Annotated in this window: 15 protein-coding genes; 1 reads left to right on the plus strand and 14 read right to left on the minus strand. The window is 60.1% G+C overall.

What is annotated here, in order from left to right:
• Positions 1 to 154 precede the first annotated feature (154 nt).
• On the plus strand, positions 155 to 508 hold the full coding sequence (locus tag ACH6CV_RS01715) for a zinc-binding dehydrogenase (RefSeq protein WP_456356428.1): 354 nt from the start codon (positions 155 to 157) through the stop codon (positions 506 to 508).
• Between the two features lie 102 nt (positions 509 to 610).
• Here the strand turns inward: ACH6CV_RS01715 and ACH6CV_RS01720 are convergent, their stop codons facing one another.
• The 14 genes from ACH6CV_RS01720 to ACH6CV_RS01785 all read right to left on the minus strand — a co-directional run bounded on the left by ACH6CV_RS01720 (position 611) and on the right by ACH6CV_RS01785 (position 12,930).
• Positions 611 to 1,786 (minus strand): tyrosine-type recombinase/integrase, encoded by a 1,176-nt coding sequence (locus tag ACH6CV_RS01720; RefSeq protein ID WP_456356429.1) that lies wholly within the window; start codon positions 1,784 to 1,786, stop codon positions 611 to 613.
• Between the two features lie 361 nt (positions 1,787 to 2,147).
• Complete coding sequence (locus tag ACH6CV_RS01725; protein ID WP_456356430.1) at positions 2,148 to 2,507, minus strand: HNH endonuclease; 360 nt, start codon at positions 2,505 to 2,507, stop codon at positions 2,148 to 2,150.
• A 93-nt stretch (positions 2,508 to 2,600) separates the two neighbouring features.
• On the minus strand, positions 2,601 to 2,819 hold the full coding sequence (locus ACH6CV_RS01730) for a hypothetical protein (protein ID WP_456356431.1): 219 nt from the start codon (positions 2,817 to 2,819) through the stop codon (positions 2,601 to 2,603).
• Positions 2,820 to 2,823: 4 nt separating this feature from the next.
• Complete coding sequence (locus tag ACH6CV_RS01735; protein ID WP_456356557.1) at positions 2,824 to 3,303, minus strand: DUF1492 domain-containing protein; 480 nt, start codon at positions 3,301 to 3,303, stop codon at positions 2,824 to 2,826.
• A gap of 16 nt (positions 3,304 to 3,319) precedes the next feature.
• A complete protein-coding gene (locus ACH6CV_RS01740) occupies positions 3,320 to 3,634 on the minus strand; it encodes a VRR-NUC domain-containing protein (protein WP_456356432.1) in 315 nt (104 codons plus the stop codon).
• A gap of 144 nt (positions 3,635 to 3,778) precedes the next feature.
• Positions 3,779 to 6,193, minus strand: a complete 2,415-nt coding sequence (locus ACH6CV_RS01745; RefSeq protein ID WP_456356433.1) for a phage/plasmid primase, P4 family — start codon at positions 6,191 to 6,193, stop codon at positions 3,779 to 3,781.
• Between the two features lie 97 nt (positions 6,194 to 6,290).
• Positions 6,291 to 6,551: a DUF7768 domain-containing protein gene (locus tag ACH6CV_RS01750; RefSeq protein ID WP_456356558.1), complete on the minus strand. Its 261-nt coding sequence runs from the start codon at positions 6,549 to 6,551 to the stop codon at positions 6,291 to 6,293.
• Positions 6,552 to 6,563: 12 nt separating this feature from the next.
• Complete coding sequence (locus ACH6CV_RS01755) at positions 6,564 to 6,740, minus strand: hypothetical protein (protein ID WP_456356434.1); 177 nt, start codon at positions 6,738 to 6,740, stop codon at positions 6,564 to 6,566.
• Between the two features lie 2 nt (positions 6,741 to 6,742).
• Positions 6,743 to 8,650, minus strand: coding sequence for a bifunctional 3'-5' exonuclease/DNA polymerase (locus ACH6CV_RS01760; RefSeq protein WP_456356435.1), 1,908 nt, complete (start codon positions 8,648 to 8,650; stop codon positions 6,743 to 6,745).
• A 74-nt stretch (positions 8,651 to 8,724) separates the two neighbouring features.
• Positions 8,725 to 9,480: a hypothetical protein gene (locus ACH6CV_RS01765; RefSeq protein WP_456356436.1), complete on the minus strand. Its 756-nt coding sequence runs from the start codon at positions 9,478 to 9,480 to the stop codon at positions 8,725 to 8,727.
• Positions 9,481 to 9,503: 23 nt separating this feature from the next.
• The gene (locus ACH6CV_RS01770; protein ID WP_456356437.1) at positions 9,504 to 9,917 is read right to left on the minus strand and encodes a gp33 family protein; all 414 of its coding nucleotides are present in this window, start codon (positions 9,915 to 9,917) and stop codon (positions 9,504 to 9,506) included.
• A complete protein-coding gene (locus tag ACH6CV_RS01775; protein ID WP_456356438.1) occupies positions 9,895 to 10,722 on the minus strand; it encodes a ParB/RepB/Spo0J family partition protein in 828 nt (275 codons plus the stop codon). The genes ACH6CV_RS01770 and ACH6CV_RS01775 overlap by 23 nt, the downstream gene beginning before the upstream one ends.
• 2 nt (positions 10,723 to 10,724) lie before the next feature.
• A complete protein-coding gene (locus ACH6CV_RS01780; protein WP_456356439.1) occupies positions 10,725 to 11,507 on the minus strand; it encodes a DUF6551 family protein in 783 nt (260 codons plus the stop codon).
• A gap of 16 nt (positions 11,508 to 11,523) precedes the next feature.
• On the minus strand, positions 11,524 to 12,930 hold the full coding sequence (locus ACH6CV_RS01785) for a DEAD/DEAH box helicase (RefSeq protein ID WP_456356559.1): 1,407 nt from the start codon (positions 12,928 to 12,930) through the stop codon (positions 11,524 to 11,526).
• Positions 12,931 to 13,158: the final 228 nt, after the last annotated feature.

Here is a 13,158-nt window from a genome sequence, read left to right on the forward strand (position 1 = left end):
TCTGGCTTTACCCCTACGAATAGTTTAGAGCCTCAAAATGCGCAATCCCAAGAAGCTGATCGTGCTGGACATGAACGGCATACGCTTGAAAAAGGCCGAGGAATTTGGCGCAGACGAAGTGCTGAACCCCGGCAAGGTCGATGCGATTTAGCGGGTGCTGGACCAAACGGACGGCTATGGCTGCGATGTGTACATCGAAGTCACGGGGCACCCCAGCTCGGTCGGGCAGGGCCTGGAGCTGATCTGCAAGGGTGGGCGCTTCGTGGAGTTCTCGGTATTCAGTGCGCCGGCGACCGTGGATTGGTCGATCATCGGCGACACCAAGGAGATTGTCATCTACGGCTCCCAGCTCAGCCCGTACTGCTATCCCTCCACCATCGAAGGGATTGTTTCGGGGAAGTTGCCGACGCAAGGCGTGGCCAGCCACGTCTATCTGCTCGAAGAGTGGGCCGAAGCGTTCCAAATGGCGGAAAGCGGCAAAGTTATCAAGGTTGTGCTGAGGCCGTAGCGCACAAAACAAGGATTTATTCGAAACACACATTCGATTTTCCACAATTACCGGGCAGCCTCGATACACCCCTGCGAGGTTGCCCGCCATTTCTCTCCCTGCCTACACCCCCACGGCCTGCCGGAGGGTGTCGTCGATTTCGCCCTCGAAGAAGTGAATGTATCGGTTATAGGTAATCTCCACGCTGGCGTGGCCGAGGAGCTTCGAGATGACCTTGACCTCTACGCTCCGAGCGTATAGATTCGAAGCGAAGGAGTGTCGGAGTGCGTGCAGGCCCCGGTGCTCAACCTCCGCCGCTTCGCAGGCCTTCTCCATGGTGGCGAGCAGATTCCGGTAGCTCAGGTGCTTGCCGGTCTGGGTGGCGAACACATAGGGGCATCCCGTCACTTGCTGGGCTTTTAGGTGCTGGATGGCCTCCAAAGCCCGGCCGTTGAGGGGAATCGTCCGCTTGCCCGAGTCCGTCTTGGTGGTGCGCTGGACGGTGTTCTTCCCGTTCACCCGAACCATGTTTTTTGTAACCTTTAGCGTGCGCTTCTCCTCGTCGATATCTCCCCATTCCAGCGCCAGCGCCTCACCCGCGCGCAAGCCTGTCTCCAAGATAAGGACGGCTCCCCATCCGCAGCGGAAGCGGAGCTGTCCGTTTTTTTCCTCGGTAAAGGCGGCCGCTAGTTTCTCCTGTTCGTCCTTTTCGTAGGGGAGAACCACCTTGGTGTTGTGGGCCATGGGCGGCATCTGTACGCCCTGCGCGGGGTTGCGCTGAATCACCTCAGTCAGCATCGCGTGCTCCAGTACCTGGCTGAGCAGCAGCTTTTGCTTCTTGATGGTGGACGCGCTCATGTCCTCCAGGCGGTTGACGTACTCCTGGATATCCTCCAGCCGAATCGCCCGGATGTCCATCTGGGCGAGTTCGTCCTTGCAGAGGAGTTGGAGGCAGAACTGGTAGCGTTCGTAGGAGCTTGGCCTGATCTTGCCTTTTTTGAACTTCTCCAGCCAGTTCAACATGTAGTCGGCCAGCGGCATGTATTTGTCTGGAGATGTGGCCTGGGGGATTCTATCGGAAGATTGAGCCTGCGCTCCGCTTTTTGGCCGCCCTTTCTTTTTCTCAGGTTCTACCTTGCCGCCCTGCGCCAACTGGAGCGCCTGGAAGCGTTCGAGCACTTGCTCCTTCGAGTTGCAGGTGATGAATTTCCGCTTGCCGTCCACATCACGATATCCGGCCTGGTATCGCCCGTCGGTGCGTTTGGTGATCTTGCCCAGCTTCAAGTGAACGATGGCCACTGATTTTCCCTCCCCGCCTTTGTTGCCATCCGGAGAACCAGTGACATGATAGATCACTCGGATCACAGTATCCACTCGCTTTCAGATCGTATTCGGATCATAATCGGCATCATGGGGTGAGAAAGGAATCGCCGGGATTTGTTCTGTATCCACAAACAAATCCCGGCGAGGCGCGATGGCTATCGAACATAGTTGGTGATCGTCTGGGGCGCAACGAACCCCTCGCAGCCGCGCACCGTGATGTACTCCTCAAAGCTGGGCATGAACGTCGCCTCCTCGGTTTTGATTTTTGATTTCCAAAATGCACGCGCGACAGGGCGGCCCGCTTCGGCACGGTAAAGTGGTAGAGATGTAATGCCCCCTACCGGTGTCCCCAGCGGTCGCCGTCGCGGGCGGAGATGCCCGAGTGGCAAGGCTTGCACAGCGCCATGAGGTTCTCCTCGTCATGCGTCCCGCCGCGAGGGAGCGGCAGGATGTGGTGCACCTCCGACGCGGGCGTCGCTCTTCTGTGCGCCAGGCATTCCGCGCACAACGGGTGCGCCGAAAGGAATCGCGCGCGAATCTTCTGCCACCGGTACCCGTAGCGCTTCTTGGAAGCCGGGTCGCGCTCGTAGCGGTTGTAATGGGAGGACACCAACTTCCGGTGCTCCGGGCAATACTGACGGTCGGTCAGCGCCGGACAACCGGGGTAGCCGCAGGGATGGCGGGGCCTCTTGGGCATAGCGTCCTCCATACGGAAAGCCCCTGCGGTTTCCCGCAAGGGCCTCTTGATCTGTTTGGTCAGTTTTCATAAGAGCACATTGGCGGCTCTCATTCAATCACATTTCCTCTCATCCTTGGAGGAGCCGAACAACCCAGTCGCCAGAAGGAGCTTCTTGAGGGGCTTGCATCGGTCGCAGGTGTAGCGGATGTCGGAGCGGTAATTCATGGCGAAGAACTCCCGTCCGCAGAACTGGCAGCGCGGGTAGTAGCCGCTCGGTCTGTTCGGCCCGCTCATGCGGATGCCGTCCCGGAGTGCGTCGTGATACCCCATCCGTTCAATCCTCCACCATGTACGAGAGCACATTGGCGGCTCCCATACAATCACATTTCCTCTCATGTGGAGGAACGAGAAGGGGAACGGCCACGGCGCGGAGGGCTTGATCGTGCATCCGATAGGTATGCTGGATACTGTACGCCATCGCCACCGCGATTTGCTCCCAAGTCTTGAAGCACAGGTATCGCAGCTCCAACAGGGTCTGGTGCTCGGGCTGTTCCACCGCGCCGATCACGGCCCGCATTTCCCGTTTGAGGTCAATGAGCCTGTCGATCTCGGCGTTGATCTCGCTTTCAGATTCCACGATCTTGAGGATAATGTCCTCCATGCGGCAGACGTTCGGGGAATCCGCGCGCGGCATGTCGGAAAGCGTGCCGGTGGCTTTGGTCGCCAACTCCCGGAGGGCCATCACCTGCTCCAGCTTTGCGTTGATGCGCTGGTCGATCCGGTACGCTTGGGAGAGGTATTCCTTGGCGGTCATTTCACCGCCTGTGGCTCTATTCATAAGGCTCAACCTCCATTTGTTTGAGTATCGCGGCGACCTCCGCCGCCGAGGTGACTTTGAAGGCTTGTCCTCTTGCATTCCTGATTTTTTGTATCGTGATCTCTTGAAGCTTTGTCAATTTGCCGGGGGCGGTGCCCCTTCCGCCTGGGGTCTTGACCTCGAAGGCCACGAACCTCCCGTTAATGCAGGCAATGATGTCCGGGGTGCCTGCGACTCCATACATGCCGCCGTGCTCTTTCCACGCATAGCAGCAGGGCGTTTTCTTGAGCAGCCGCAGGATCGCGGCCACGATGTCGCGCTCGGCCATATCATCATCCATGCCAGGAGACCATGAAAACCACGTGTTTGGTGGTTCCTTATATTATCTCTCTTTTCTCTATATATTTCTTTATTTTAGTATATATAGAAGAAATCGAGATCACGTGGTTTTCGTGGTTTTCGTGGTCATCCGCTACGCCTGCGGTCTCCCTTCCTCATGGAATTGGATGCCTTTCCAGGCCCGGCGCTTGGAAATTGGATCGCGCGATTCCGTGGCGCTGGGAAACGCGGTGGCAAGGTCGCGGATGAACGCCTTCTCGGATAGCGGCTTGAGCCCGGTTTCGATGCAGTACTCCCGGTAGCGATGATACAGCTCCGACCGCACAACGTAGCCATTCGTGGCTTCTTCGCAGTATTCGTCCGCGAAGGAGAGCACGCTGTTGCTGTCGATCCGGTAACGCTGCAGCTCTGCACGGGTCGCCTCAGTTTCCGAGAACTCATAGTTCCGCGCGATCAGGCGGCGCAGCCCGCCCAGCGCCCACATGAGAAGGCCATCGCGCTCCGCTGCCAACTTGTCCAGAAGGTTCGGGTCGCGTCGCGCCTTGGGCACGGAGTGATCGAACCGGATGATCACGAGCCTTCGGTAAAACCCCTCGCTCCGGTCGCCGTAATTGCGTGGGATTTCGTTGCAGGAGAACAGGAACCGCGCGTAGGGCTTGAAGGAGAACGGATCCTTGTTCTTGCGTTCGGCCGTGATGTAATCCTCGCCGGTCAGCGCCTTGAATAGCCCGTTGTCGTCAATGGCTTTCGAGGGCAGGTCTGCGAAGATATTGGCCAGCTTCCCGAACAACTCCGCCTTGTTGAAGCGGTCGCCGAGGCTCTGCCACGCGATGTTGCTGACGTTTTCGCTGCCCAGCAGGATTTCCTGGGCCACCGCCAGCAGCGTGGACTTGCCCGCGTTCGGGGCACCGACGAACACGAAGGACTTTTGCGCCTTGTTGATAGGGATCAGGAGATATCCGAAAATCTCCTGCATCAACTCGATCTCAGGTTCTCCGAGCACGCTATGCAGGAAGGCGTGGAACTGCGGGCAGACAGCGTCCTCGTCGTAGGTCGCACCTAGTTGCACTGTGGAGTAATATTTCGGCGTGTGGGGCTTGAAGGAACCGTCGAGCACGTTGTACAGGCCGTTGCGCGCGTTGATGATGAACGGGTTGCTGTTGATCTCCCGGACGGGCTTGCGGATCAGCATGCGCCACTGGCCGACCACGTCGTTGATGGCGTTCAGCGTCGCGGAGCGGGTGATCATGAATCCCCGCGCCTTGGCTGAGGCCCACAGATCCTCATAGGCGTGATAGACGCCGCCGTCATAACCGTAATAGCTGCCCGCGCCATAGAACGCGTTCACGTCTCCAGCCAGATGATTGGCCAGCACGCCGGGCAGAAAACGCAGCCCGCCCTTCTCCGTTGGCTCATACCAGTCCGGCAGTTCATCGCCCGCGCTTTCGCGCTTGGTGTCCTTGGCATTTTTCCAGGCGCGGTACAGTTCCTTCTGCAGCCCCTCCAGCGGCTTTATATCCATGGCTTTCAGGCCGAAATGCGGGCGCAGCTCATATTGCAGGAAGGTTGCGGCCATTAGCGCATCCACGTTGTAGAGGTGGTCCTGCACGAAACGCTGGGCCGCCAAGGCATCCTCGACCGTCTTGCCCGTCGTCGGGATCTCCAGGAGCAGCGTCCGGAGCGTCTCCAGGTCCAGAGGCTGATAGCACATGGCGGCCGGCGCCTTGCAGGCGCAGGTGCCATCCTGCAGGTGCGAGCAGACAAAGCCCTTTTCAGCGATGGTCCTGCAAGTCATGGGCCGGGTGCCGGACTCAAGAAAGTGCTGGATTTTCTCCTGCGTTTCCCCGGCTTTGTATCCGGGATAGCCGGCAGACAACGCATGGATGGCTTGCTCGCCGTCCTCGAACACCGCAAGGTTGGTGATCATGGCATACCAGTCCGCTTCGGACAGCGTGGCGGCGTTTTCCGCGCAATGGCGGATGAATTGGCAGCGGCGGCGGACCAGTGCCAAACCCTTTCTGGTGCCATGCAGCGCAGAATCGGCGAGGCGCAGCGGCATTTCCACCTCGATCTCGGGCAGTACGGCTTCCAGCTCAGCTTGAGTGTAGCGCAGTTCCGGGTTGAACTTGACGCAGTCGACCATGACCGGCTCCAGCTTGCAATGGTTGAAGCCCGGAAGCCGGAGCACCCGGCTTTCATTGACACAGGTGCGGTCGCCGCCGAACTGTGCGGCCAGGCGCTTCTGCACGCGACGGAACGCGGCCACATCGGCGTCGTGCAGAAGCCAGTAGGTGTGCAGGGACTTCCGTGTTTTGACGATGATGGACGGTTCCAGCGGAAACGCCTCGATCCGCGCCCACTGTTCCTCCAGCGGAATATCGTCGCACTCCATGAACTGCGCGTTGACGCGGATGATGTCCGCGTCCTCGTGCCCGCCCGCATTGACCACGAAGTAGATGCCGCGCATGAGCGCGTTTTGCTCCTTCAGCATGGGAACCATGGCGCCCATCTGGGCGAGCGTCGTTTCCAGCTTCATGCCCTTGAACACGACGCCTTCCTTTCGATCGGCAAACACGCGCAGGCAGATTTTGTCGATGGGGTCGAAGAAGGTCGGAGGAACTCTTCCACGGGGATATTCAGCGGCTTCATACCGGCACCTCCTTGCAATCATCGGTGAAATGGCGTACAACCATGTTGCGATGGCGCGCGCGGTTCAGTTCCCGCTTCATGCCCTCGCTGAGGGTATCCCCGAAATACCACACCTCCCGGCAATGGCAGAGCAGGATCAGGCCCATGTGCAGCGCCAGCTCGCGGGTCTCCTCGGTTTCCTCGCCCGGCAGACGGCCTCCGTCCATGAATTGGGGGAACAGCAGATGCGGTGCGACGGGCAGCGCTCTCTGCGTCAGGGCAAAGGCGCACTAGCGCCGGGCATTCCGAACATTTTGCTCAACGTCCCCCGCATACGGCGAGCAGATGTAGGTAAGCGGCATGTAGCCGAGGCACTTGGCGCGTTCCCCGCGGATGATGTTTTCCAGCGCCTCGCAGGCCGTGGGATCGACGTACCCCGAAGCGTTTTTCATGAGTTCGTTGTCCATGGTCACTCCATCTCCGCCATGTGCCCAAAGTCCGGCCCGCAGGCGGTCTCGGCCACGATCGGCACGTCGAATTCCAGGAAGGGTTGCGCCTCCATGCGCGAGCGGATGAACGCCACCGCCTCATGAAGCCGGTCGGCGGGCAATTCAAACACCAACTCGTCGTGGATTTGGAGCAGCGGTTTCAGCCACGGGCGCTCCGGTAGCCCGGCGATGATGGCGGCCAGTGCCAGCTTGAGGATGTCGGCGGCGGTGCCCTGGATCGGGGTATTCAGCGCGCAGCGCTCGGCGTAGCTTTTCTTTCCCCAATCCTGGGACCGGATGCCGGGCAGATAGCGCCGCCGGCCCAGGAAGGTCTGCGAGTATTGGCGGATGGTGGCAGCTTTCTTCGCCTGCTCCTGCCAGCGGGCCAGCGCTGGATACCCAGCCTTGAGGTTGCGGATGACGCCCTCGCAATCCTCCAGCGTCGCCGCCAGCCCCGCCTTGAATTTCAGCGTGCGCTGGAGGCCGCGCGCGAACAGGCCGTAGAAGACGCCGAAGTTGACGTTTTTGGCAATCGTCCGGCGCTCTTTATAGTCGAGCGCGCCCTTGTCCACGGCCTGCGCGTAAGGGATGCCAAAGATGACGCCGGTGGTCTGCGCATGGATGTCTCCGTCGGTGCGGTAGGTTTCCAGCATCTTTTCGTCCCGGCAATAGAACGCGCCGACGCGCAGCTCAATTTGTGAAAAGTCGCAGGACACCAGCACATGACCTTCGGGCGCGACGATGAAGGAGCGGATGCCTACCGGGTCGTTGGTCTTGCGCGGGCAATTCTGCATGTTGGGGTTCCGCGCAGCAAACCTGCCTGTCTCGGTGGCCAGCGGCATGAGATCGGGATGAATGCGCCCGGTTGCCGGGTTGACAAAGCGCAGATACCCGTCGATGTAGGTCGTTTTGAGCTTCGACCACTTGCGGTATGCCTGAACCAGCTCGAACAGAGGCACAAACTCCGGGCGGTTCTCCACGCACCATTCCGCGAGCATCACCATCACCTGATCGTCGGCGGCCTCGGCGTTCTTCCCCGTCGTTTTCAGAACCGGCAGGCCGAGGTCTTTGAACAGGTAATCCTTGAACGCCTGAGTCCCCGCATTCGCGCCAATGTCAACGTCGCCGATTAGGCTGTGGATTTTGGCCTGCAGGTCAATGAGCCGGGCAGCGCACTCGCCCTGTTTGCGGATCATTGCTTCCTCATCCATCAGCAGGCCGTTGTACTTCATCAGGCCGCAATAGACAGCCGTGGGCGATTCCACCTGCTCCACGATGAAACGGTGCCTGGGGAGGAAGGCATCGAACCATTGATTGAACCGACGATACAGCCGGAGCGCATAATCGGCGTCGGCGCAGGCGTAGCGGATAGTTTCCGGGTCGTGGGAATCCATCTCGTCGAAGAACCGGCCCTCCGTCACATCCTCGAAGGAAGGCAGCTCGTCGCCCAGCAATTCCGGCACCAGCTTCTTGAGACCACTGTCGGAAAGGCCGCGAAATTCAAAGGTGTTCTTCAAAGTAAGCTGCGCGGCGGCAATGGTGTCGTAGCACGGCGGCTGGAGGATGATGCCGAGGGCATACAGGAACATGCTCTCGAAAGCGAGGTTGTGCGCCACCTTCATGACGGTGGAATTCATCCAGAGCGCATCCTGCAGGAAGGGGATCACCTCGTCCGGGTCGGCGTTACCACCGCCGGCATGCTTCAAGGGAACATAGATGGCGCTGCCTGGAGCCACCGAGAGCGAGATGCCTACGATGCAGGCGCGGTGCGCATCCAGCGCGGCGCGGTTGTCTTCCCGGTATTGCAGTAATGGCGAGGTTTCAAAGTCGAAGGCCACGACCGGCGCGCCTTGAAGATAATCTTCAATGGCCCGCAGGTCGGTTTCCATTCGGTAACTCAGTCGGTAACACTCCTTTCGGATTACCGGAGGATGGGAGGAGGCCCACCCTCCAGCGCTTTTGTTCAGCGCAAGGGACGGGGCGCGGGCTCCGCGTCCATGATCTCGCCGGTTTCGGGGTCGATGGCCTCCACCGGGGCAGCTTCGTCCTCATACCCGACGCGCGTGGCGAACTGCTTCACCTGCTCGGCCATCGAAAGGATCAACGGCAGCTCCGCGTCGGTCAGCGGACGATCCACAGCGAACTGTGCCTGCGAGTAGGCGATGCCGCCCGCGTTGACCGCCTTCTTGAGTGAGAAGCGCGTCACCACGGAGCAGGATTTCCGACCCTTGCCCAGCAGCCGCTTGATGTACACGCTAAACTCCTTCATGGAACCGGTGGGCAGCGTCAGCACCAAGGGAATCATCTCGCCTTCGCGCAGGATGAAGATACGGCGCTTGTTCTTGCAGGCTTTGCCGCCGTTCTCGCCGCTGCCGAACTGGTTGAGAGGGCATCGTGCGCAAACCCCGCCGGGGTCGCCGACGCCGGTCACGCCGTCGTAGCTGCCGCAATCCGGGGGATTGCTGCCGCCCACATACTTTTCGCGGTAGTAGGTGAACAGCGGGTGGTGGAACAGGATCACACCGGTGAACTCCTTCACCGTATCGGTTTCGCCGGGCAGCGCGCCGGGCACCTCGAACACGGTGCCGCCGGCGGCGGGGATCGTCACCCGGTCGAAGGTGATGTTCATGCCGACCATTTCCTCGAACAGCGCGTCGGCCAGATTAAAATTCTCCAGGGAGGTGTAGCTATTGGTGATTCTAAGCTCGTTCTTGCTCATGCCGAAATCCTACCTTTCTTTGTTCAGCGCGCTTTTCGCACGCCCACAGTCGTTTTCTCGAATACGTTCACGAGGCCGTCCAGCCATGAGGGGAGCGAATCGTCGTTCTCGGAAATCTGCTCCTTTACGAAGGCCGAGAGCGAATTTGCGTTGACGGTTTCGTAGATCAGGTCGCCGAAGCCCTCGGCGCGGAGCGCGCCGAACAGCTCGTCCTTCATGCCCTCCGTGGCAGAGGCGCGTATCTTGGTGGTCAGGCAGAACATGGTGCCCGCGCGGGTAAAATTCTGCGTCTCGGTTTCCATCATCACCGTGGAGAGGTGCCAGTCCACGTTGTCGATGTCCATATTGACCTGCTTCAGCTCGGCCTCCAGCGCGTCCTTCCGGTCGCGCAGGGCTTTCAGCCCGTCGGCCAGATCAAAGAGATGCTCTTGTTCCATGTATGACTCCCTCCAGTTCTCGAATCCGATTGTGCGCCGCCTCGAGCGCCGCCTCCAACTCGGAAACTCGGTTTTTGAGGCTTTCGATGATGCTGTCCCGGTGGTAGATCTCGTTGTGCTGGCGGTACTTATAGGCGTCGAGCTCGCGCTCGGCGCGGATCGCGCGATCCAGATCCGTTTCGCGGGCGGGCGCAGGCGCAAATTCGTCGGAAGCGGTTTCCGATTGCGGCCGGGGCTTTGCAGATCGAAGCTCTTTGTAGGCACCAAATATGGTCTGCCGGCCGTGATCCAGTTCGTCGATCACCGCCTGCGATCCATGGTCGGCCACATACTTTGCGCGGTCGTACTGTTTCGCGCTGAGACCGATTTTCGGGCCAATCTTATCGCGGGTTCTGCCCTTCTGGGAACCCTGTGGCCGTCCGACCACAGGGTCAGGCTCCTTCTTCCCGGCAAGCATGCGCTCTTTTGCCTTGGCCTTCTCGATCTCTGCGATCAGCCGGGCGTAGTCCATCTTTTCGGAGAAGGTGAACGCCTCGCGCTGCTCGTTCTCGCTGTGTTCGATGAACAGCGCGGCCTCGGCGTCCCTGGGTGCGGCGACCGTCGCCTCGATTTCCGTCCAGCCGAGCGACTGCGCCGCACGCAGTCTGCGAAGCCCCGCGAGCAGCTGGTAGCCACCGTCAACCGTCATCACGGTGATGGGGTTGATCAGACCGTTTTTCTGAATGTCCGCCGCGAGCTCCTCAATCTTTGTGGTCTGCTTTCGGATGCGCGCCGCGACCTTGATGCTTTCAATCTCGATTCGCATGATCAGCCCTCCATTTTGAGCCGCTTCCTGCTGTTCGCGACAAGCCCCTTGTTGTAGTGCCGGACCAGCACGCGGCAGAACCCCTTGCGCATGGCCGGGTCGGACGAGGTTCGGTTCGAGTGGCCCGCCTCGGCAAGGAAATCCTGCCAGATCTCCGCGATGCTCTTGAAGCGCATCCGCTCTGCGAACTGCGCGGGGCCAAACCGATGTACGAACTCCGCTGTGCCCACGAGGAACTCGCGGCGGGTCACGTCGTTGATGCCCTCCCAGGTGGCACGCAGCAGTTTCAGCGTCTCGTCGAGCGTCTGAACCCCGTAGACCGTGCAGATGGTCGTCAGCGCGAAGATCGCGGGAATGTTGTTGAAGCCCCGGGCCGACATCCCAACCGTGAACCCATTGGCGCGGGTGATCCGGTCGATCTGGACGCACAACTCGTCACCGGCCTCTAGGCCCGCCTTGAACAGGCTGTACTTGGTGAGCGGCCGGGTGTTCTGGTTCTGGGTACGGAAGTAGTCTGCCTCGTCCTGGTAGGTGAGCCCGGTGAGCACGTTGCACATGGCATGGGTGTACCCGATCTTCCGGAGGGCGGCCACGCGGTGCGCGCCGTCGAGCAAGTGGTATTTACCGCCGCGCTCGCTGACGATGGGGAGTCCGAGCTTCGCCTCGTCGAAGTGAGCGGCAATCTTCTCGACCTGGGCGGTGCTGGTCGGGCGCTGGTAGCCGCCCACTTGAAGGACTCCCACGGGGAGCAGGCGGATGGTCTGGTTCGTTGCTCTTTCGGTCATGATCTTGTCCTCCTGTTTATGGGTTAAATGGATTTCGTCCGGCGCGGTAGTCGTCCACGAGCGCTTTTGCGAGATTGGCCTTGTCATGGAGCGCCCGGAGCACCTTTTCGTCCACCGTATCCCTGGCGACCAGGTGAATGTAGGTGCAGGGCCGGTGCTGCCCGACGCGGTGGATGCGCGCGCGGGTCTGTTCGTAGTTCGACATGGAGTAGTCGAGGGAGTAGAACACCATGGTGCTGGCGGCGGTAAGCGTGATGCCGAGGCCTGCCGTGGCAATCTGGCCGACGAACACTGTGACATTCGGATCATTCTGAAAGGCCGCCACCTGCGCATCTCGGTCCTTGATCTCACCGGAGATTTGCGCGTACCGGATGCCCTTCTTGGTCAGCAGCTTGCCGATGGCGTGGATCTCCGGGATGAATCGTGCGATGACCACGAGCTTTTTGCCATCCTGCTCAGCGCTGTCGAGGATATCCGAAAGCGCCTCTAGCTTGGCGGAGGATACCTGCTCGGTGGCCGAGGTTTCGTCGCCGCCGAGGAACCCACCTGTGAGTTGCGACAGCCGCAGAAGCCTCGTCAGCACGTTGGTCGCGGTCACGGTGTCGCCAGCCAGTTCCGCATAGCTGTCCTTGACGAGTTGGCGGTAGATTCGCATGGCGGCAGGCTCCAGCTCCACGCGCTGCACGATGTCCGTGGTGTCGGGCAGGTCGAGGCATTCCGCCTTCGTCGCCCGGTACGCGATGGAGTGCAGGCGCTCCGTGAACTCCGGCTCCATCGACCGCTTCATGACCGGGGTGTGGTTTCCGTAGCCGGTCATGTCGAAGTAGCGGTTGCGGAACAGGTAGAAGCTCGGGCCGTACACGCGCGGGTCAGCGAATTTGTACTGGCTGAATACGTCCACGGGCTTGTTCGTGATGACGGTGCCGGTGAGGAGCAGGCGGTACTTCGCCTTTGCGCCCAGCCGGTGCAGCGCCTTCGAGGCTGCGATGTTGTGGGTCTTGATCTTGTGCCCCTCGTCCGCGATGATAAGGTCGGGTTTCCACCGGCCCAACTCTGCCTCAAGCCGCCACGCGGATTCGTAATTCACCACGAGGACTTGGAGCGCAGTGCCGTTCATGTGCCGGATGGTATCGGTTTTCCGGGCGGTGGTACCTTCGAGCACGGTCAGCGCGTAGTCGAAGGCGGCGAATTTGGCGAACTCGTCTGCCCATACGCCAAGGATAGACAGCGGCGCAACGATCAGCAGGCGCTGGGTGTGCCCGGCATTCCACAGCGCGCCGGTGATGGCGATGGATGTCAAGGTTTTGCCGGTGCCCATTTCCATCAGGAGCGTGGCCCCGCCGCCCTGTGTCAGCCTTTCCAGCGCGAATCCCGCCGCCTTGGTCTGGTGCCGATAAGGAGCCGCGCGAATTGGAAGTATCATTTCGTTCTGCAATGATATCGCCTCCACTCTGTTTTTTCGGCGCCATTCATATGCGCCATGTGCATGGTAGCGGATTTTGAACCACTCAAACAGGGCAGCTGCTGCACCCCTACAAAAGCCTTGTACCATAAGGGTTTTCACTGTATTTGGCATCAAAAAAGGCCCCAAAAGGGCCAAAATAGGGGCGGCGGCTGCACCCCTCGGGAAAAGAAAAATTGCAAAAAATAC

This window comes from Anaerozeibacter quisquiliarum (genome assembly GCF_051162045.1).
In the GTDB taxonomy this organism is placed as follows: domain Bacteria; phylum Bacillota; class Clostridia; order Christensenellales; family Aristaeellaceae; genus Anaerozeibacter; species Anaerozeibacter quisquiliarum.